The sequence below is a fragment of the Kitasatospora sp. NPDC054939 genome (assembly GCF_053610105.1).
This window is the reverse complement of record NZ_JBSGXP010000011.1, coordinates 41,504-60,015: the sequence shown is the minus strand read 5'-3', so window position 1 is coordinate 60,015 and position 18,512 is coordinate 41,504. Positions and strand designations below refer to the sequence as shown.

The 18,512-nt window shown below is 73.2% G+C and carries 19 protein-coding genes and 1 tRNA gene; 12 read left to right on the top strand and 8 right to left on the bottom strand.

Annotation, left to right across the window (positions count from 1 at the left end; translation table 11 throughout):
* The first annotated feature begins 212 nt into the window (after positions 1-212).
* The 9 genes from ACWGB8_RS05520 to ACWGB8_RS05480 all read left to right on the top strand — a co-directional run bounded on the left by ACWGB8_RS05520 (position 213) and on the right by ACWGB8_RS05480 (position 9,070).
* Positions 213-908 (top strand): nucleotidyltransferase domain-containing protein, encoded by a 696-nt coding sequence (locus ACWGB8_RS05520; RefSeq protein ID WP_452210527.1) that lies wholly within the window; start codon positions 213-215, stop codon positions 906-908.
* Positions 909-1,013: 105 nt separating this feature from the next.
* A tRNA-Lys gene (locus tag ACWGB8_RS05515) sits at positions 1,014-1,086 on the top strand.
* A 338-nt stretch (positions 1,087-1,424) separates the two neighbouring features.
* Positions 1,425-3,191 (top strand): LCP family glycopolymer transferase, encoded by a 1,767-nt coding sequence (locus ACWGB8_RS05510; protein ID WP_452210525.1) that lies wholly within the window; start codon positions 1,425-1,427, stop codon positions 3,189-3,191.
* Between the two features lie 115 nt (positions 3,192-3,306).
* On the top strand, positions 3,307-3,756 hold the full coding sequence (locus ACWGB8_RS05505) for an SRPBCC family protein (protein ID WP_452210523.1): 450 nt from the start codon (positions 3,307-3,309) through the stop codon (positions 3,754-3,756).
* A gap of 157 nt (positions 3,757-3,913) precedes the next feature.
* Positions 3,914-4,699 carry a VOC family protein gene (locus tag ACWGB8_RS05500; protein ID WP_452210521.1) on the top strand — a complete coding sequence of 262 codons (786 nt, stop codon included), beginning with the start codon at positions 3,914-3,916 and terminating at the stop codon, positions 4,697-4,699.
* Between the two features lie 150 nt (positions 4,700-4,849).
* Entirely contained in the window at positions 4,850-5,680 is an 831-nt protein-coding gene (locus ACWGB8_RS05495; protein WP_452210519.1) for an HAD family hydrolase, read from the top strand.
* Positions 5,677-8,091 carry a glycoside hydrolase family 65 protein gene (locus ACWGB8_RS05490; RefSeq protein ID WP_452210517.1) on the top strand — a complete coding sequence of 805 codons (2,415 nt, stop codon included), beginning with the start codon at positions 5,677-5,679 and terminating at the stop codon, positions 8,089-8,091. Before ACWGB8_RS05495 ends, ACWGB8_RS05490 begins: the two co-directional genes overlap by 4 nt.
* Before the next feature lie 123 nt (positions 8,092-8,214).
* Positions 8,215-8,829 (top strand): helix-turn-helix domain-containing protein, encoded by a 615-nt coding sequence (locus tag ACWGB8_RS05485; RefSeq protein WP_452210515.1) that lies wholly within the window; start codon positions 8,215-8,217, stop codon positions 8,827-8,829.
* A gap of 46 nt (positions 8,830-8,875) precedes the next feature.
* The gene (locus tag ACWGB8_RS05480) at positions 8,876-9,070 is read left to right on the top strand and encodes a DUF6126 family protein (RefSeq protein ID WP_452210513.1); all 195 of its coding nucleotides are present in this window, start codon (positions 8,876-8,878) and stop codon (positions 9,068-9,070) included.
* 33 nt (positions 9,071-9,103) lie between these two features.
* Here ACWGB8_RS05480 and pdxR read toward each other — a convergent pair whose 3' ends face one another.
* A complete protein-coding gene (gene pdxR / locus ACWGB8_RS05475) occupies positions 9,104-10,531 on the bottom strand; it encodes a MocR-like pyridoxine biosynthesis transcription factor PdxR (RefSeq protein WP_452210512.1) in 1,428 nt (475 codons plus the stop codon).
* 168 nt (positions 10,532-10,699) lie between these two features.
* Here pdxR and ACWGB8_RS05470 point away from each other — a divergent pair, with 168 nt between their 5' ends.
* A complete protein-coding gene (locus ACWGB8_RS05470; RefSeq protein WP_452210510.1) occupies positions 10,700-11,509 on the top strand; it encodes a hypothetical protein in 810 nt (269 codons plus the stop codon).
* Between the two features lie 134 nt (positions 11,510-11,643).
* Here ACWGB8_RS05470 and ACWGB8_RS05465 read toward each other — a convergent pair whose 3' ends face one another.
* From ACWGB8_RS05465 to ACWGB8_RS05455, 3 genes are read right to left on the bottom strand one after another with little or no spacing between them, the layout of a single operon-like run.
* Positions 11,644-12,435: an ABC transporter permease gene (locus tag ACWGB8_RS05465; RefSeq protein WP_452210508.1), complete on the bottom strand. Its 792-nt coding sequence runs from the start codon at positions 12,433-12,435 to the stop codon at positions 11,644-11,646.
* A complete protein-coding gene (locus ACWGB8_RS05460) occupies positions 12,432-13,397 on the bottom strand; it encodes an ATP-binding cassette domain-containing protein (RefSeq protein WP_452210506.1) in 966 nt (321 codons plus the stop codon). Before ACWGB8_RS05460 ends, ACWGB8_RS05465 begins: the two co-directional genes overlap by 4 nt.
* Positions 13,398-13,411: 14 nt before the next feature.
* Positions 13,412-14,074: a DUF4097 family beta strand repeat-containing protein gene (locus tag ACWGB8_RS05455; protein WP_452210505.1), complete on the bottom strand. Its 663-nt coding sequence runs from the start codon at positions 14,072-14,074 to the stop codon at positions 13,412-13,414.
* A gap of 239 nt (positions 14,075-14,313) precedes the next feature.
* Here ACWGB8_RS05455 and ACWGB8_RS05450 point away from each other — a divergent pair, with 239 nt between their 5' ends.
* Positions 14,314-14,970 (top strand): M15 family metallopeptidase, encoded by a 657-nt coding sequence (locus tag ACWGB8_RS05450; protein WP_452210503.1) that lies wholly within the window; start codon positions 14,314-14,316, stop codon positions 14,968-14,970.
* 57 nt (positions 14,971-15,027) lie between these two features.
* Here the strand turns inward: ACWGB8_RS05450 and ACWGB8_RS05445 are convergent, their stop codons facing one another.
* The 4 genes from ACWGB8_RS05445 to ACWGB8_RS05430 form a co-directional block, all read right to left on the bottom strand.
* Positions 15,028-15,777, bottom strand: a complete 750-nt coding sequence (locus ACWGB8_RS05445; RefSeq protein WP_452210501.1) for an SDR family oxidoreductase — start codon at positions 15,775-15,777, stop codon at positions 15,028-15,030.
* 188 nt (positions 15,778-15,965) lie between these two features.
* Complete coding sequence (locus ACWGB8_RS05440) at positions 15,966-16,880, bottom strand: hypothetical protein (protein ID WP_452210499.1); 915 nt, start codon at positions 16,878-16,880, stop codon at positions 15,966-15,968.
* Positions 16,881-17,135: 255 nt separating this feature from the next.
* Positions 17,136-17,342, bottom strand: coding sequence for a DUF397 domain-containing protein (locus ACWGB8_RS05435; protein ID WP_452210497.1), 207 nt, complete (start codon positions 17,340-17,342; stop codon positions 17,136-17,138).
* Complete coding sequence (locus ACWGB8_RS05430; RefSeq protein ID WP_452210496.1) at positions 17,329-18,168, bottom strand: helix-turn-helix domain-containing protein; 840 nt, start codon at positions 18,166-18,168, stop codon at positions 17,329-17,331. Before ACWGB8_RS05430 ends, ACWGB8_RS05435 begins: the two co-directional genes overlap by 14 nt.
* Before the next feature lie 121 nt (positions 18,169-18,289).
* Here ACWGB8_RS05430 and ACWGB8_RS05425 point away from each other — a divergent pair, with 121 nt between their 5' ends.
* Complete coding sequence (locus ACWGB8_RS05425; protein WP_452210494.1) at positions 18,290-18,511, top strand: hypothetical protein; 222 nt, start codon at positions 18,290-18,292, stop codon at positions 18,509-18,511.
* Position 18,512: the final 1 nt, after the last annotated feature.

Genomic DNA, 18,512 nt, shown 5'->3' with positions numbered 1-18,512 from the left:
GCGCGGCCCGCCGCCCCCGCCCGGCAGTCCGGGTGGCCGGGTGGCCGGGGCGGACCGGTCGGCCGGGAATTCGGTCGCCCCGGTGCGGCCCGGCCGGGCAGAATCTGGCAGGCCCACGGGCCGAACCCGCTGCCCGCCCGCACCCGCCACTCGTACCCACCGCTCGCACCGCGCCCCTCCGGGCCGAGCCGATCCGACCAGGGAGTCACGCCATGTCCGAGCCCAACGGCACCGTCCTGCTCTCCGGCATCGTCGGCTCGACCGCGTACGGTCTGGCGCACCCGGGCTCCGACATCGACCGGCTGGGCCTGTTCGCCGCCCCGACCGCCGAGTTCCACGGCCTGAACCGCCCCGCCGAGTCGTACGTCACCAGCGCGCCGGAGGACCGCACCCTGCACGAGGCCGCCAAGTGGTGCCGCCTGGCGCTGAATTGCAACCCGACCGCGTCCGAGCTGGTCTGGCTCCCGGACGACCTGTACGAGGTGCGCACCCCGCTGGGCGAGGAGTTGATCGCGATCCGCCGTTCGTTCCTCAGCGCCGGCGGCGTACGCCGGGCGTATCTCGGCTACGCCACGCAGCAGTTCAGGAAGCTGCTCACCCGGGACCTCACGGACCCGGTCACCCGTGCGCGGGCCGCGAAGCACGCCCGGCACCTGGTCCGGCTGGTCGAGCAGGCGGTGGGGCTGTTCGAGACCGGCGAGAACACCGTCCGGCTCGCCGACCCCGAGCGGGTCCGTGACCTGGGCGAACGCATCGCGGACCGCCCGGAGGCCGCCGAGGCCCTGCTCGCCGAGGCGTCGGAGCGGCTCTCCCGGCCCGGCGTGCTCCCGGCGGAGCCCGATCCGGCGCCCGCCGAGGCGTGGCTGCGCCGGGTTCGCGCCGCCCACTGGACCCCGGCCGCCGCCTGACCTTCCGCACGCCCGCCGACCCGGCGCGCCCCGACAATCCACTGGCGGACGCCTGGGCGCCACCGGGTAGGATCGCGGTGGCCCACCCCCGCGGGGACGGGCTGCGGGCCGCTAGCTCAATTGGCAGAGCTGCGGACTTTTAATCCGTAGGTTCAGGGTTCGAGCCCCTGGCGGCCCACCGAGCGGAGAGCCGGGTCGGACGTCCATCGTCCGCCCGGCTCCCGTGCGTTCGGGGCCGGTGCCGCCCGGCGCCCCGTACCGCCGGCGGGGCGGGGTGACGCCGTGTGGAGCCCGCGAGGGGCGGCCCGGGTCACGGTCGAAAAGTATGACCGGCTTGTATGCTCCGAACGGGACTCCTGCGTTTGCCGGGGTTCCGCAAGGGGGCGCAGGGCAGAGCTGCGGGGGCGTTCGTCGGTCGATGTGACCGACGTCCATGCAACCTGGGCGCGATCTCGGCCGTCTCTCTGTGTGCAGTGCGCCTCCGTGGCGCCGCATCGGCCGGTGAAAGGTACACGCATGTCAGGTCAGTGGGGCGAGGGCCCGGCTCGTGGCGACGACGCGCCCGGTGCGCTCACGGCCGAGGGTGCGACGGAGGCCGGCGGGGTGCCCGCACCCCGACCGGGAGGCCGGGCCGAGGCCCGGCGGGCGGCCCAGGGCAAGCGCGGAAACGTCCCTGCACAGGCGACCGGCGGAGCACAGCCGACCGGCGGACGGGCGGCGGCCCGCAACAGCCGCAAGCCCAAGAAGAACGTCAAGAAGATCGTCGCCTGGTCGGCGGCGGGCGTGCTGGTGCTGATCACGGCCACCGGCGGCATCCTCTACTGGAAGCTGAACGGCAACCTCAGCACCTTCAGCAACGACGGCATCGCCTCCGACCGCCCGCCGGAGGCGCAGGCCGACGCCGACGGCAACAAGCCCGTCAACATCCTGCTCATCGGCTCCGACAGCCGCGGCGGCAAGAACTCGGACCTGGGCGGCGGCGACAGCGACGGCGCCCGCTCGGACACCACGCTGCTGCTGCACGTCTACGCCGACCACAAGCACGCCATCGGCATCTCCATACCCCGCAACGCCCTGGTCACCCGGCCCGCCTGCAAGCTGCCGAACGGCAAGTGGACCAAGGAGGAGAAGGGGGCGCTGTTCAACAGCGCCTTCTCGGTGGGCGGGACGTCCGAGGGCAACCCGGCCTGCACCCTCAACACCGTGGAGAAGCTGACCGGCATCCGGATCGACCACACCATCGTGGTCGACTTCCAGGGCTTCGCGGCCATGACCAAGGCCGTGGAGGGTGTCGAGATCTGCCTCCCCAAGCCCATCTACGAGGGCGACATGAACCCGAAGCTGCCGAAGAAGGGCAAGCAGGTCCTGCCGTCCGGCAAGAACAAGGTGGAGGGCCAGGCGGCCCTGGACTACGTCCGGCTGCGCCACGGCATCGGCGACGGTTCCGACATCGGCCGGATGAAGCGTCAGCAGGCCTTCCTCGGCTCGCTGATCAGCAAGATCAAGCAGAAGGGCCTCAGCCCCACCAACCTCATCCCGCTGGCCGACGCCGCCACCAAGTCGATGACCGTCGACGAGGGCCTCGGCACGGTGGACAAGCTGGTGTCCTTCGGGCTCTCGATGAAGAACATCGACATGAAGGACCTCAAGTTCCTCACCCCGCCCTGGCGGTTCAAGGGCGACGACCTCGAAATCGTCACCGCCGACGCCGACAAGCTGTGGGCCAGCCTCAAGGCCGACCGCACCATCGACGGCCAGAACGCCACCGGCCAGCAGCCCGACGCCGCCTCGCCGAGCGCCCAGCCGACCGGCGAGCCGACCCCCACCGGCACGCCCAACCCGGCCGCCGCCAAGAGCACCCCGGCCCCCGAAGCGGGCAACCAGAGCATCAAGGTGGCCGTCTACAACGGCACCACCACCACGGGCATGGCCGACAAGGCGGGCGAACTGCTGAAGGCGTCCAAGTTCACCGTCACCAAGATGGGCACCGCGAAGACCAACAAGCACGCCACCACGACGGTCGAGTACGGCGCGGGTCAGAAGGCCAACGCGGAGAAGGTCGCCGCGCTGTTCCCCGGCGCCACGGTGGAGGCCGGGCAGTCGGCCGGGGTCACGGTGACCGTGGGCAAGGACTTCGCCGCGGCCAACGGCGGCGCCGCCGCCTCCGGGGGCGCCGCCACCACCCCGACCGCGCCGGCCACCCTGCCGCCGAGCATCACCGAGGACGCCCGCTCGGCCGACGACGACATCTGCTCCGACATCACGTACGGCTCCGGGGGCTGACCGTCGGCGAGGCACCGCCACCGGGCGGAGACCCGCGGCCCCGGTACCGGGCGGAAACCCGGCAACCCTGCGATGGTGGGGCGGGAGGGGGCCGTACGGCAGAGAGGCGGACGCCGTGACCGACATCGCCCTGCAGCTCGACATCGCCGCGCCCCGCGAGACCGTCCTGGCCGCGCTGAACACCCGCGACGGGCTGACCGCCTGGTGGTCCGGCGAGGTGGACCGGGAGGGCGACGAGGTGCTGGTCCACGTCCTCCCGCAGGCGTCCGAGCCGTACCGGCTGCGCCGCGAACGGGCCGACCGGGACCGGGTGGTGTGGGTGAACGCGGGCGCCTACCCGCCGCACTGGGCGGGCACCTGGATCAGCTGGGACCTCTCCGACCAGCCGGACGACCCGCACCGCACCCGGCTGCTGCTGCGGCACGGCGGCTGGCAGCCCGGCAGCGAGGAGCGCCTGCCCGCGGTGGCCGGTGCCTGGGCGGAGCTGCTGGTGCGGCTGAAGGACTACGCGCAGAGCGGCAAGGTCCAGCCCCTCCACGCCGCGCCCCCGAAACACACGCCCTAGTACCGGCCCGGCGCTAACCCGCAGGGCGCCGTCCGGTGGCGCGCGGGCACAACCGCGAGGAAGGTGGGCGGTGTACCGACGTCCGGTGGCCGGTGCGTCGCCCCGGCCCGCCCCGGCCCCGCCGACCCACCTGCTCGCCGACCCCTGGAGGCCAGCAATGCCCGTAGTCACCGCTCCGTACAAGCCCGGCACGCCGTGCTGGGTCGATCTGATGGCGAGCGACCAGCAGGCCGCCCTCGACTTCTACCGCGACCTGTTCGGCTGGCAGGGCGAGGTCGGCCCGCCCGAGTTCGGCGGTTACGCGGTGTGCTCGCTCAACGGCAAGCCGGTGGCCGGCATCATGGAGCGCTCGGCGCCCGAGGGCCTGCCGCTCCCGCCGGTCGGCTGGACCACCTACCTGGCCTCGGAGGACGCGGACGCGACCGGCGCGGCCATCGCCGAGCACGGCGGCACGATCATGTACCCGGTGATGGAGGTCGGTACGACCGGCCGGATGCTGGTCGCCGCCGACCCGACCGGTGCGGTGTTCGGCGTCTGGCAGCCGCTGGAGTTCATCGGCGCGGGCGTCGTCAACGAGCCGGGCGCGCTGGTCTGGAACGAGCTGAACACCGAGGACACCGAGGCGGCCGGCACGTTCTACCACAAGGCGCTGGGCCTGCGGCCGGCCACCATCCAGGGCATGGAGGGCTACTTCTCGCTGAACGTGCACGAGCGCACGGTGGGCGGCATGCAGCCGGTGGCCGACTACCTGCCGGCGGGCACGCCGTCGCACTGGATGACGTACTTCTCGGTGGACGACACCGACTCGGTGGTGGACGCCCTGGTGAAGGCGGGCGGTTCGGTGGTCCAGCCGCCGTTCGACATGCAGTCCGGGCGGATGGCCGTGGTCCGGGACCCGCAGGGCGCCGTCTTCGCGGTGATCGCCTCGCCCGACTCGCCCTGACGCGTCGTACGCCCGATCCGCCCGGGACCTGACGCACCGGTGACCCGCTGCGCCGACGGGCCCGGACCGAAGCCACCCGTTCCCGCGACGCGCCGCCGGGAACGGGTGGCTTTGCCCGTTTCGAACCCCGAAGAAGGGAAGACTTCACCCATGCTGGGGCTACCGGACGACATCCGCGCTTTCCTCTTCGACCTCGACGGGGTCCTCACCCGGACCGCCGAGGTGCACGCGGCGGCCTGGAAGGACACCTTCGACGCCTTCCTGCGGGACGAGGCCGCCCGCACCGGCGGGCCGTTCGTCCCGTTCGACGCGGTCGCCGACTACGACACCTACGTCGACGGCCGTCCGCGCCTCGACGGCACCCGGGAGTTCCTGCGCAGCCGGGGCGTCGACCTGCCGGAGGGCACCGACGCGGACCCGCCCGGCGCCCGCACCGTGCACGGCGTCGGACGGGCCAAGAACGACACCGTGCTCCGCATGATCCGCGAGCAGGGCGTCCGCCCGTACGAGGGCTCGGTCGCCTACGTGCGGCGGCTGCGCGGGCTCGGGCTGCCGAGCGCGGTGGTCTCCTCCAGCGCCAACTGCCGGGACGTGCTGCGGGCCGCCGGGATCGACGGGTACTTCGACGTGGTGGTGGACGGCATCGTGGCGAGCCGCGAGGGCCTGCCCGGCAAGCCCGCGCCCGACACCTACCTGGCCGCCGCCCGCGCCCTGGGCGTCGAACCCGCGCACGCCGCCGTCTTCGAGGACGCCCTGGCGGGGGTCTCCTCGGGCCGGGCCGGGGGCTTCGGCGCGGTGGTCGGCGTGGACCGCGCCGGGCAGGCCGGGGAACTGCGCCGGCACGGGGCCACCGTGGTGGTCACGGACCTCGCCGAGCTGCTGGAGGAGCCCGAGCCGGGCCCCGGGCAAGGGTCCGAGGAGGAGCCCGGCGAGCGGCCCGGGGAGGAGCCCGGCGAGCGGCCCGGGGAGGAGCCCAAGTGAGCGGCCAGGAGCAACTGTTCGTCGTCGACCCGTGGCAGATCGCCGAACAGGGCCTGGACCTCGCCTCGATGGCCCGCGCGGAGTCCGTCCTGGCGCTCTCCAACGGCCACATCGGCCTGCGCGCCAACCTCGACGAGGGCGAGCCGCACGGCCTGCCCGGCACCTACCTCAACGGCGTCTTCGAGCTGCGCCCGCTGCCGTACGGCGAGGGCGGCTACGGCTACCCGGAGTCCAGCCAGAGCATCATCAACGTGACCAACGGCAAGATCATCCGGCTGCTGGTCGACGACGAGCCCTTCGACCTGCGCTACGGCGAACTGCGCCGCCACAGCCGCCGGTTGAACTTCCGCGACGGGCTGCTGCGGCGCGAGGCGGAATGGACCTCCCCGGCCGGGCGGACCGTCCGGGTCGAGTCCACCCGGCTGGTCTCGCTCACCCAGCGGGCGATCGCCGCCGTCGAGTACGTGGTCGCGGCGGTGGACGGGCCGGTGCGGATCGTCCTGCAGTCCGAACTGGTCGCCAACGAGCAGCTGCCCGGCGGCGCCGACGGCGACCCGCGGGCCGCCGCCGTCCTGGAGGCGCCGCTGATCGGCGAGTCGCACCAGGCGGGCGGAGCGAAGGCGGTCCTGGTCCACCGCACCCGCTACAGCGGCATCCGGGTCGCCGCCGGGATGGACCACCTCATCGAGGGCCCGGACCGCTTCGACACCGTCGCCGAGAGCGCCGCCGACCACGGCCGGATCAGCGTCACCACGGTGCTGCAGCCCGGCGAGCGGCTGCGGCTGGTCAAGTTCATGGCGTACGGCTGGTCGGCGACCCGCTCGCTGCCCGCCGTGCGGGACCAGGTGGAGGCCGCGCTGACCGCCGCGCGGTTCACCGGCTGGGACGGCCTGGTCGCCGAACAGGTCACGTTCCTGGAGGACTTCTGGGCCTCCAGCGACATCGAGATCGAGGGCGACGTCGAACTCCAGCAGGCCGTGCGGTTCGCCGTCTTCCACGTCCTGCAGTCCGGCGCCCGCAGCGAGGAGCGGGCCATCCCGGCCAAGGGCCTGACCGGCCCCGGCTACGACGGCCACAGCTTCTGGGACACCGAGGCCTTTGTCCTGCCGGTGCTCACCTACTGCCTGCCCGCCGCGGTCAACCAGGCGCTGCGCTGGCGCCACACCACCCTGCCGATGGCCCGCGAGCGCGCCGCGCAGCTCGGCCTGGCCGGCGCGGTCTTCCCGTGGCGGACCATCCGCGGCGAGGAGTGCTCCGGCTACTGGCCGGCCGGTACCGCGGCCTTCCACATCGGCGCCGACATCGCGGTCGCCGTCGCCCGGTACGTCCGGGCCACCGGGGACGACGACTTCGAGCGCGTGTACGGGCTGGAGCTGCTGGTGGAGACCGCCCGGATGTGGCGCTCGCTCGGCCACCACGACGCCATCGGGCGGTTCCGCATCGAGGGCGTCACCGGCCCGGACGAGTACAGCGCGGTCGCCGACAACAACGTCTACACCAACCTCATGGCGCAGACGAACCTGCGGGTCGCCGCCGAGGCCGCCGGCCGGCACCCCCGCGAGGCCGCCGCCCTCGGCGTGGACACCGAGGAGACCGCCGCCTGGCGGGACGCCGCCGCGGCCATGTTCATCCCGTACGACGACAACCTCGGCGTCCACCCGCAGGCCGACGGCTTCACCGACCACCAGGTCTGGGACTTCGAGCGCACCCCGCCCGAGAACTACCCGCTGCTGCTGCACTACCCGTACTTCGACCTGTACCGGAAGCAGGTCGTCAAGCAGGCCGACCTGGTGCTCGCCATGCAGGTCCGCGGCGACGCCTTCACCGACGAGCAGAAGGCCCGCAACTTCGCCTACTACGAGCGGCTGACCGTCCGCGACTCCTCGCTCTCGGCCTGCACCCAGGCGGTGATCGCCGCCGAGGTCGGGCAGCTCGACCTCGCGTACGACTACACGGCCGAGGCCGCGATGATGGACCTCCACGACCTCGGCGGCAACACCCGCGACGGGCTGCACATGGCCTCGCTGGCCGGCGCCTGCATCGCCCTGGTGGCCGGCTTCGGCGGGCTGCGGGACCACACCGACGGCGGCCTGTTCTTCCGGCCCCGGCTGCCGGCCGGGCTGATGCGGCTGACCTTCTCCATGCAGCTGCGCGGGATGCTGCTCGGCATCCGGATCTCGCACGAGGAGACCACCTACACGCTGCGCCGGGGCGAGGTCATCCGGCTGCGCCACGACGGCGAGGAGATCATCGTCCGGGCCGGCAGCCCGGTCACCCGGCCGACGGCCTCGCCGCCCGCCCAGGAGCGCTGCACCCAGCCGCCCGGGCGCGAGCCCGCCCGCCGGCAGTCGCAGCCGGGGGTCACCAGCGGCATGGTCGGCCCCGGTCCTGACCACCTGGCCGCGGAGTAGGCCGGCGGCGCGGGGGGCAGGGAGGCAGGGGGGCAGCGGTCCGCAATCGTCGGGGAACGCCGAGTAACTTGCCTGTGGGGCAAATTTCTTGCCCGCTCGGCACGGCGGGTGTCCACTGGTCCCATGACCACCAGCGATGCCCCCGTCGACGACCAGGAGGTGGCCGGCCTCGCCGCCCGCCTGCGTGAGCACCGGCTCTCCAGCCGGCTCACCCTGGAGGTCGCCGCCGCCCGGGTCGGGCTCTCCCCAGCGTATCTGTCCCGACTGGAGACCGGCAGACGGCAGCCCTCGCTGCCGGTGCTGCTCGGCCTCGCCCGCGCCTACGGCACCTCCGTCTCCGGACTGCTCGGCGAGGCCATGGTCGAGCCGGACCCGGTCGTCCGCGGCGGTGCCATCGAACCCGGCCGGGCCGGCGGCTGGGGCTACCGCCGGGCCGGCGCCCCGGGCCGCGCGATGCAGGCGCTGCGCGTCCACGTGCCGCCGGGCGTGCAGGACGCGGTCGTCCGCGTGCACCCGGGCGAGGAGTGGCTGTACGTGCTCCAGGGGCGGCTGCGGCTGACCCTGGGGGACCGCGTCCACCAGCTCGACCCGGGCGACTCCGCGCACTTCGACTCGCTCACCCCGCACTGCATCGCCGCCGAGTCGGCCGACGGGGTCGAGCTGCTGTTCGTCCACACCCTGCTGCAGAGCCCCGGCGGCGAACTCTGCCTCGGCGGAGGCCCCGCCACCCCGCACTGACGAACCCCGGAACCCGAACCGTCGGACCCCCTGGAGGAGAGCCGCCATGGCTGACCCCGTCACCACCCCCGCCGCCGCTCCCGGCACCCCCACCGCCGCCGCGCCCGCCCCGAAGACCGTCGACGCCGGCAAGTGGGCCAACCGCCGGGTCGGCATCCGGGTCCTGGTCTACATGGTCGTCACCCACGCCTTCGCCGGTTTCATCATGCTGCTCTTCGAGCTGGGCAACCGGAACAAGTGACCTGTCGGCCCGCCGGCCGCCGCCGGCCGGGCCTCACACCCCGCGCAGCAGCTCGCAGAGCGCGTCCAGGGCCGCCGGGAAGGCGTGCTCGGACGGCGTGCCGTAGCCGATCACCAGACCGGGGGCCGCGTCGCGGGCCAGTGCCGGATCGGCGAGGCACCAGCCGAGCCCGTTCACGGCCAGGCCGGCCGCCTCGGCCCGGGCCAGCAGCTCGGGCTCCGGGATCGAGTCGGCGGGCAGCTCCAGTACGGCGTGCATCCCCGCCGCGATGCCGGTGATCCGTACGTGCGGAGCCCGTTCGGCGAGCGCCGCGACCAGCCGGTCGCGGCGGCGCCGGTAGTGCAGCCGGCAGCGGCGCACGTGCCGGTCGTACGTCCCGGAGGCGATCAGCTCGGCCAGCGTCAACTGGTCGAGGACCCCGGACTGGGTGTCCGCCAGCTGCTTCAACCGGGCCACCGGCTCGACGAGTTCGTCCGGCAGCGCGAGCCAGGCCAGCCGCAGCGCGGGGGCCAGGCTCTTGGCGGCGGTGCCCGCGTACACGACCCGCTCCGGGTCCAGCGCCTGGGTCGCGCCCAGCGGCTGCCGGTCGTAGCGGAACTCGCCGTCGTAGTCGTCCTCGATCACGAAGCCGCCGCTCTCGCGCGCCCAGGCCACCGCCGCGGCCCGGCGGTGCGCGGCCAGCGGCACTCCGGTCGGGAACTGGTGGGCCGGGGTGAGCAGGACGGCGCCCGCGGTGGTCCACGGCAGCAGGTCGGTCCTGGCCCCCTCCTCGTCCACCGGCAGCGGCATCGCGCCCAGTCCGTGCGCCTCGACCACCCTGCGCTGCGGCGGCAGCCCGTACGCCTCCACCGCCAGGGTGCGGGCGCCGCGCTCGCGCAGCGCGGTGGCGAGCAGGCCGAGGCCCTGGGTGACGCCCGTGCAGATCAGCAGCCGCTCCGGGTCGGTGCGCACCCCGCGCACCCGCGCCAGGTAGCCGGCCAGTTCCCGCCGCAGCTCGATCCGGCCCATCGGGCTGCCGTACGCGAAGGCCTCGTGCGGCGCCACCGCGAGGGCCCGGCGGGCGGCGGCGAGCCAGGCGCTGCGGGGGAACAGCGAGACGTCGGGGCGGCCGGGCTGCAGGTCGTGCCGGGCCGGGCGCGGGGCCTGCGGCCGGGGCTGTGCGGCCGTCGGGCGGTGCGGGGCGGACTGCTCGGCGACGGTGGTGCCGGAGCCCTGACGGGAGGTCAGCCAGCCCTCGGCGGTCAGCTGGCCGTACACCTCGACCACGGTGTTGCGGGCGATCCCGAGGTCGTCGCCGAGCGCCCGGGACGACGGCAGCCGGGTGCCGGGCGCCAGCCGGCCGTCCTGCACGGCCTCGCGCAGGGCGTCCTCCAGGGCGGCGCGCAGGCCGGCGCCGGCGGCCCGGCGGCCGGTCAGGTCGAGGAGGAGGTCGCCACCGAAGGTGGTCCAGGAGGTGGTCATGGGTACCTCTGCGCGGGGCGGGTGGGCGATGTCGGTGGTCGGTCACGAGTCCGTACCAGGATTATCCGGGGTCGACCGGAACCGCTGCCGCCCGGTGGGCCTCCTGCGCTAGATTGCGCGGTCGGGGCGGCGGGCCCCGGGGGGACGACCGGGGCGGGGGGGGCGGACATGGCACGTCGGCACGACGGGGCGCGCATCGGCTGCATCGGGTGGGGCGTGCTGTTGTTGTTCGCCCCGATGATCCTCGCCACCGTCGGCTGGGTGCTGGCCCTGCCGGTGCTGGCAGCCGACCTGATGGGGGCCCAGACGCCGCCGGTGCCGGTGGAGTGGTGGCACCGGGCCGTGACCGTCGTGGTCTCCTTCGGGGCGGCGCTCGCCGCGGACCTCGCGGTCGCCCGGGAGCGGCGGGTGCCGTTCTGGGTGTACCCGCTGCGCGCCGCCGTGGTCACGGTGCTCGCCGTGGTGGTGGCGGTGCTGGTGCGCGACCTGCTGGTGCCCGGGACGGGCGAGCAGCCGGTCGAGTGGTCGCAGACGGCGAACCTCCAGGCGGTGGCCGCGGGTCTGCTGGCGGCGCTCTGGTACGGCGGCCTGCGGTTCTGGGCCCGCAGGGCGCCGAAGGGCTGGGCCGGTCCGAACGGCACCCAGCCGCGGCCCGGCGAGGTGTGGCTCGCCATGGTGCCGTACCGGGAGACCGCGCAGAGCGCCCGGCACTACTGCGTGATCGTGCGCACCCACGCGCAGCACGCCGAGGTCCTGCAGATCACCAGCAAGGACAAGGACGGGCGGTCGGACCACATCCGGATGGGCACCGAGGGCTGGAACTCCAGCGGCCGGCCCTGCTGGGTCGAGGCCGGCAGGCCGCCCCGCCAGGTCCGGTACGACGACTTCCTCAACAACCACCCCCAGGGGCCCTGCCCGCCGCGCACCTGGACGATGATCAGGCAGCGTCAGGCGGCCGTCACCGCGGGCCGCTCGTAGGGCCTGTCCCCGGCGTCGGACGGTGCGGCCCGCGGGGGCCGGGAACGCCGACGGGCGGCGCACTCCGACGCCGCGTCGGGGTGCGCCGCCCGGGGGCGGTGCGTGGTGCGGGGGTCTGCCCGCCGGTCCGGCGGTTACCGCGGGTCACGGTTGAACGTCGAGGTGGACCAGCGGTAGCCGAGGGCGGTCAGGGCCAGGCACCAGGCGACGGCGAGCCAGCCGTTGTGGCCGATCGGGGTGCCGAGCAGCAGTCCGCGCAGGGTCTCGATGGCCGGGGTGAAGGGCTGGTACTCGGCAACCGGCTGGAACCAGCCCGGCATCGAGGAGATCGGGGTGAAGGCGCTGGAGAGGAGCGGCAGCAGGATCAGCGGGAGCGCGTTGTTGCTGGCGGCCTCGGCGTTCGGGCTGACCAGGCCCATCCCGACCGCGATCCAGGTGAGTGCCAGGGAGAAGAGCACCAGCAGTCCGAAGGCGGCCAGCCACTCCAGGACGGTGGCGTCCGCGGAGCGGAAGCCGATGGCGACGGCGACGGCCCCGACCAGGAGCACGCTCAGCGTCGACTGCAGCACGCTGCCGACGACGTGCCCGACCAGGACGGAGGGGCGGTGGATCGCCATCGTGCGGAAGCGGGCGATGATGCCCTCGTTCATGTCGTTGGAGACGGACACCGCGGTGCCGATCACGGTGCTGCCGATGGTCATCAGCAGCAGGCCCGGCACGAGGTAGGCGATGTAGGCGGAGCGGTCCGGGGCGCCGCCGGTGAGGCCCGCGCTCATCGTGTCGCCGAAGATGTAGACGAAGAGCAGCAGCAGCATGATCGGCGTGAGCAGCAGGTTCAGGGTCAGCGACGGGTAGCGCCGGGCGTGCAGCAGGTTGCGCCGCAGCATGGTGGCCGAGTCGCGGACGGCGAGGGAGAGGGTGCTCATCGGGCGGTCTCCTTGGTCTGGTGCGGGATGCCGGCGGTGCCGGTGAGGGCGAAGAACACGTCGTCGAGGTCGGGGGTGTGGACGGTGAGTCCGTCGGCCTCGACGCCGGCGGCGTCGAGCCGGTCGAGGACGGTGCGCAGGTCGCGCTGGCTGCCGTCGCTGGGCACCTGGAGCGTCAGCGCCTCGTCGTTGCGGGCGGCCGCGGGCAGGGCGGTGGCGGCGGCGCGGTAGGCGGCCGGGTCGGTGAACCGCAGGCGGACGTGGCCGCCGGGGACGAGCCGCTTGAGTTCCTCGGCGGTGCCGTGGGCGGCGATCGTCCCGTCGTTCAGGACGGCGATGCGGTCGGCGAGTTCGTCGGCCTCCTCCAGGTACTGGGTGGTGAGGAAGACGGTGACGCCGCCGGTGACGAGTTCCCGGATGATCTGCCACATGCTGTGGCGGGAGCGCGGGTCGAGGCCGGTGGTGGGTTCGTCGAGGAAGATGATCCGCGGGCTGCCGACCAGGGTCATGGCGATGTCCAGACGGCGCTTCATACCGCCGGAGTAGGTCGAGGCGGGCTTCTTCGCGGCCTCCACCAGGTCGAAGCGCTCCAGCAGTTCGGCGGCGGTGCGGCGGCCCTCGCGCCTGGACAGGTGGTGCAGGTCCGCCATCAGCCACATGTTCTCCTCGCCGGTGATCAGTCCGTCGACGGCCGAGAACTGGCCGGTGACGCCGATCGCGGAGCGGACCGCCCGGGGGGCGGTGGCCGGGTCGTGGCCGCCGATGCGGATCGGGCCGGAGCCGGGGCCGGGGGAGACGAGGGTGGAGAGGATCTTGACGGCGGTGGTCTTGCCGGCGCCGTTCGGGCCGAGCAGGGAGAAGATCGTCCCCGTCGGGACGGCGAGGTCGACGCCGTCGAGCACGGTCTTGTCGCCGTAGGACTTGCGCAGTCCGGTGGCGGAGATGGCGAGTTCGGTGGTCATGGTGGGTCGGCTCCTCAGAGGCTGCGGGCGGTGATGTCGCCGTGGGCGGTGGTGGCGTGGATGGCAAGGCCGGGGGTGTCGCCGGTGTTCTTCAGCGCGTTGTGGATGCGGCCGTAGCTGGTGCCGGCGTCGAGCGTGGCGGAGGTGCCGCGGGCGGTGTCGACCGTGATCGAGCCGGACTGGGTGCGCAGGGCGAGGGTGCCGCGGTGGGCCTCGCCGATGGTGATGTCGCCCTTGGCGGTGGTGATGTCGGCCGGGCCGGTGAGGCGGCCGATGGTGATGTCGGCGGCCTGGGTGGCGAGGTGGGCGCCGGAGGCCTCGTCGATCTTGATGGTGCCGTGGGCGCTGTCGTAGGCGACCCGGCCGAGGCGGCCGACGCCGCGGAGTTCGGCGCTGGCGGCCTTGGCGTCGACGTGGGAGCCGACGGGGAGCCGGACGGTGACCTCCACCGAGCCGGTGGCGCCGAACAGTTGGTTCTTCACGGCGGAGGTGATGTGCAGGGTGCCGTCGCGGAAGTCGACCCGGGTCTCCTCGACCGCCTTCACGTCGCGGCTCTTGGCGGGGTTGGCGGGGCGGATCTCGACGACCGTCTCGGTGCGGTCGGCGGCGATGAGCTGGATGCGGCCGGCCGGGATGGCGATGGCGGTGGTGATCGCGGTGGGGGTTTCGAACTGCATGGTGGTGTCTCCTGCGCTCGTGCTCGTTTCTGACATCGCAAACGCTACGTTGTCTTCACTGATCAAGCAACGATGTCGTTGCGCAGAAATGGCATAAGCGCAGGTGAAGTGCCCGATATTGTTGCAACCGGGCTGGATGTAATGCAACGTCAGGGCCGTGTTGCGTTGCATTGGGATGAAGGTGAACGCTACTGGCGGCCGCGGCGGGGCCGTAGCGGGAGTTCCGGGATGATCGAACGATGAACGAGATCATCCTGATGGCCGACCCGCGGGTCGCCGCCGTACCCGTCGCCGAGTGCGGCGAGCGCCTGGTGGACGTCCGCGGTACCGGCGCGCTCCGGGTCGACCCCCGCAAGCAGGACCCGGCGGACGCCTACGCCCACCTGCGGGAAGGCGTGCTGGAGCGGCTGCTCGCGGCGCAGGCCGAACTGCCGGACGGCCTGCGGCTGCTCTTCGTCGAGGGCTACCGGCCGCCCTCGCTCCAGCGCGCCTACTTCGAGGAGTACGCGGACGGGCTGCGCGCCGCCCACCCCGACTGGCCCGCCGAGCGGATCCACGCGGCGGCCAGCCGGTACGTCTCGCCGCCCGACATCGCCCCGCACAGCGCCGGCGCCGCCGTCGACCTCACCCTGGCCGACGCCGACGGGCGCGAACTCGACCTGGGCACCCGGCTGAACGCCGACCCGGAGGAGAGCGGCGGCGCCTGCTACACCGACGCCCCCGGCATCGGTGCGCAGGCCCGCGCCAACCGCGAACTGCTCGGCGCGGTGCTGACGGCCGCCGGGCTGGTCAACTACCCCACCGAGTGGTGGCACTGGTCCTTCGGCGACCGCTACTGGGCCCTGGCCACCGGGGCGCCCGCGGCGCTCTACGGGCCGGTCTCCGTCGGCGCGTAGCGCGCTCTCGCAGCGGGTCCGGCCCGCGGGCTCGGGGGTGGGGCTCAGTGGTGGGGCTCAGTGGTGGGCGGGGAAGCGGGTCGCGAGGAACTGCTCGAAGGTGACCGTGCCCTCGGCCCGGTCCCGGGCGAGGTGCCCGCCCGCCCGGAAGCCCCGGTAGGCGGCGCCGACCATCGGGACGCTCACCACCGGGCGGCGGCGCCCGCTCGCCCGGAGGTATGCCCGGGCCAGCTGCTCGAAGCTGCGGACCTCCGGCCCGCCCAGGTCGGGCACCCGACCGGCGGGCTCCCCCATCGCCAGCGCGGCCAGCCGGTCGGCGACCTCCGCCACGTCGACCGGCTGGTCGGAGACCCCCGCCGGGAGTGGGACGACCGGCAGCTTGGTCACGCTCTGCAGAACCTTCAGGACGAGGTCGTGGAACTGGGTCGCCCGCAGCACCGTCCAGGGGATCCCCGATTCGGCGATCATCCGTTCGACGGCGAGCTTGGCCTTGTAGTAGCCGAGCGGCACCCGGTCGACGCCGACGATCGAGATGTACACCAGGTGGCCGACGCCCGCCCGGTGCGCCGCCGCGATCAGGTTCCGGGCCGCCTTCTCGTCCCCGCCGCCCGGCGAGCTGGCGCAGTGCACCACCGTGTCCACCCCCGCCAGGGCCGCGTCCAGCCCGGCGCCCTCGCGCAGGTCCACGGCGTACGGCGGCTCGGCGTGCCGGCTGAGCACGCGCACGTCGGCCCCCGCGGCGCGCAGCCGCTCGACGACGGGCCGGCCGAGCGTGCCGGTGCCGCCGGTCACCAGGATCGTGGTCATCGCAGTCTCGTCCCTTCGGTGGGCGCGGGCTCCCCGGTGGAACGCCCGTCACCGCTTCCGACCGGACAGCGGCCGGGGACGTGACATCGGCGGGTGCCGGGGGACCCACCCGTCCATCGAACGCCAGGTTCCGGCGCGGCGCCTCCGCGGGAGCGCCCGGCGGGGGGTCTGAGCCCGGTGGGGGTGTCCTACAGGAGCAGATGGCCGCCGACCTGATCGGTGGCGAGCAGCCGGGTCAGGTCGTCGAGCATCCGGGCCAGCGGTGCGAGCGCGGCGAGGGTGGAGACCAGGCCGAGGGCCAGGCGGTCCGCAGGGGACGCGTGAGGGCCCCCTGCGGGCCGCCGGACGGCCGCCCGGGCAGCGAGGCCGCCGGGGGACAGCCAGCCGTGCTGGAGGGCCGCTGTGGCCGTCCGGCGCAGGGCGTTGTCCTCCGGCACTGATTCCGCCACCGGCCTGAGGTCCGACGGGAGGTGACGGGCCATCGACTCCCACTCCGCAGGTGCGTTGCTCGCGCGCGGAGTGGTACCTGTCCCAACTGCCTCAGCCATCTCGCCGTGGTGAGAGACATCCTGGTTCACGCCGCACGTGCGGACTTGCGAACCTGCACGTGCGGACTTACCGGACTCCGCACGTGCGGACCTGTGCTCGCCGGCGGCCTGCCGCGGTACGACCGCACGTGCGGGCTTACCGAGCCGCACGCACTCCTGCTTCACCCGGCGGGTGTCCGAGCGCAGGACGTCGAGGGCCGCCCCCCAGTCGGGCGTCCCGCCGAGCGGCAGCGTGACGGCGTAGCCGCGGACCCGGGTGCCCGAGGAGCCGTAGCGGAGGGTCATCAGCCCGGCGGCCTCGGCGGCGCGGTAGAAGCCCGGCACGGAGTCCTTCGAGACCCGGCAGGCGCGGGCGAACCAGGCGTTGGACGGCGAGCGGTGGAGGTTGGTGCCGTCGACGTCGGCCTTCTGCGCGGCGTGCAGGAGGAAGGCGGTGAAGCCGGAACCGAGGGACTTCCACGGGCCACCGGTCGGGAGGGACTGCAACCACTGCCCGATCCTGATGCGGAACTCGTTGGCGGGGCAGGTGCCGGTGGAGCGCGTTTCGATGGACATGCGCGGCCTTTCGGGCCGGTACGCGTGCTTGCACGGGGGCGCGCTGGCATACTGGCCAGTGTTTGCGTGTGCCGTATACCGCCAAGTAATGGGGCGCACGCAGGTTCTAGTGGCCACCGCCCCCTGTGGGCGGTGGCCATTGAAGTTTACGCGTCCGGAGCAGTGGATTTGACGGACAGTCACAGATTCACTACGGAACGACGGGGCCCCGCCAGCCGGTTACGGGCGACGGGGCCAACAAGGCGCTTGTCGAGGTCAGACGGTCCCGAAGTCGCCCCGGCGAACGGCTGTCACGAAGGACTGCCAGGCGTTGGGGCTGAAGCCGAGGGCGGGCCCGCTGGGGTCCTTGGAGTCGCGGACCCGGCCGGGGTTGGCGTCGTCCACCTCAACACAGGAACCGTTGTTGCCGCCGCTGTAGCTGCTCTTCCGCCACTGGGCGGGGTGCTCGTCAGTCTTGTGCATGCTCGTGTACCTCCGCCGCCGACAGGATCATTTCCAGGGACGCCTCCGGCGAGAGGGCGGCGACCCGTGCCAGATCGTAGGACTCCCAACACCTGCCAACCAAGCGGGAATCGTCGATGAGCTGACCTGCATGTGGCCCTTCGAGGTAGGCCAGTGGCGGCGCATCTGCGAAGGTCATCAGGGAGAGCATCCCTTCGAGCATGGCGTGCGCCCGGTCGAAGGTGGCCACTTGGACGATTGCCCGCCGTCCAGTGATCAGGTCAGCGATGTAGCGGAGTTGGGCCGCCATGATCGTGCGGCTCCCGGTCGCCCGTCGGAGTACTGCCTCGTCGAGGATGTACCAGAGCTTCGGCCCGTTCGGGTCGGCCACGAGCGCCGTGCGTTCCATGCGTGCAGCGATCCGCTCCGCCAGTTCGTCCTCGGTGAGTAGTGGTTGAGCGCTGAGGAAGATGGCCCGTGCGTACTCGGGTGTCTGCAGCAGTCCGGGTACGACCAGGGCGCCGTATTCGCTGATGGTCAGAGCTGTCTTCTCGAACTCTGCTGCTTCCTTGAAGTAGTCCGCGAACCGCGAGTAGTCGAGCAGCTCGTGGAGCCTCTCCAGCACGCCGCCTGTTGAGAGCGCCTGGTCGATCCGTTGCGACAGATCGGGCTGCGGTGCCCGTACGGCAGTCTCCAACTGCCCGATGTACGCGCCCGAGACGAACACCATCGCCGCCAGCTTCTCCTGGGTCACCTTCGGGTTTGCCGCCTCGCGGAGTCGCTTCAGCTCGTTGCCGTAGTACTCGCGCGGGGTCTTGCCGGCGGGCGGACGCTTCGGAACGGCCATCGCGTACCTCGTTTTCTTACTTGCAACAAGCTGTGCTCACGCGACTTCACAGCGTAATCGAACGCTGCCGATCCTGGAGGTGCAATCGCGAAATCCCCCTCCCTCACCCCAGGAGAAGCGCATGCAGAACGGGCACGAACCCGTCCCGTGGCCGAGAGTCGGCGAAATCGTCGGCGTCGGCACCACGCCGCCGCACTACCTCGACGGCCGTGAACTCCGGGCCGAGGCCGAGGTGCTGGCCGTTCACGGTCGGCGGGCGACCGTCGAGATGAGCGCGGGGTTCCGGGCCGAGGTCGCCACGGTCCTGCTCGCCCGCTGGGAGGGTGCGGCGCCGTGGGAGTGAC

Bases quoted from the DNA above. Each gene is read 5' to 3' on its own strand.
- ACWGB8_RS05485 (WP_452210515.1), top strand. From the start codon at position 8,215: ATGACCACCAGCGATGCCCCCGTCGACGACCAGGAGGTGGCCGGCCTC.
- ACWGB8_RS05450 (WP_452210503.1), top strand. From the start codon at position 14,314: ATGAACGAGATCATCCTGATGGCCGACCCGCGGGTCGCCGCCGTACCC.
- ACWGB8_RS05495 (WP_452210519.1), top strand. From the start codon at position 4,850: ATGCTGGGGCTACCGGACGACATCCGCGCTTTCCTCTTCGACCTCGAC.
- ACWGB8_RS05465 (WP_452210508.1), bottom strand. From the start codon at position 12,435: ATGAGCACCCTCTCCCTCGCCGTCCGCGACTCGGCCACCATGCTGCGG.
- ACWGB8_RS05520 (WP_452210527.1), top strand. From the start codon at position 213: ATGTCCGAGCCCAACGGCACCGTCCTGCTCTCCGGCATCGTCGGCTCG.
- ACWGB8_RS05470 (WP_452210510.1), top strand. From the start codon at position 10,700: ATGGCACGTCGGCACGACGGGGCGCGCATCGGCTGCATCGGGTGGGGC.
- pdxR (WP_452210512.1), bottom strand. From the start codon at position 10,531: ATGACCACCTCCTGGACCACCTTCGGTGGCGACCTCCTCCTCGACCTG.
- ACWGB8_RS05430 (WP_452210496.1), bottom strand. From the start codon at position 18,168: ATGGCCGTTCCGAAGCGTCCGCCCGCCGGCAAGACCCCGCGCGAGTAC.
- ACWGB8_RS05510 (WP_452210525.1), top strand. From the start codon at position 1,425: ATGTCAGGTCAGTGGGGCGAGGGCCCGGCTCGTGGCGACGACGCGCCC.
- ACWGB8_RS05500 (WP_452210521.1), top strand. From the start codon at position 3,914: ATGCCCGTAGTCACCGCTCCGTACAAGCCCGGCACGCCGTGCTGGGTC.
- ACWGB8_RS05440 (WP_452210499.1), bottom strand. From the start codon at position 16,880: ATGTCCATCGAAACGCGCTCCACCGGCACCTGCCCCGCCAACGAGTTC.
- ACWGB8_RS05480 (WP_452210513.1), top strand. From the start codon at position 8,876: ATGGCTGACCCCGTCACCACCCCCGCCGCCGCTCCCGGCACCCCCACC.
- ACWGB8_RS05435 (WP_452210497.1), bottom strand. From the start codon at position 17,342: ATGCACAAGACTGACGAGCACCCCGCCCAGTGGCGGAAGAGCAGCTAC.
- ACWGB8_RS05455 (WP_452210505.1), bottom strand. From the start codon at position 14,074: ATGCAGTTCGAAACCCCCACCGCGATCACCACCGCCATCGCCATCCCG.
- ACWGB8_RS05460 (WP_452210506.1), bottom strand. From the start codon at position 13,397: ATGACCACCGAACTCGCCATCTCCGCCACCGGACTGCGCAAGTCCTAC.
- ACWGB8_RS05445 (WP_452210501.1), bottom strand. From the start codon at position 15,777: ATGACCACGATCCTGGTGACCGGCGGCACCGGCACGCTCGGCCGGCCC.
- ACWGB8_RS05425 (WP_452210494.1), top strand. From the start codon at position 18,290: ATGCAGAACGGGCACGAACCCGTCCCGTGGCCGAGAGTCGGCGAAATC.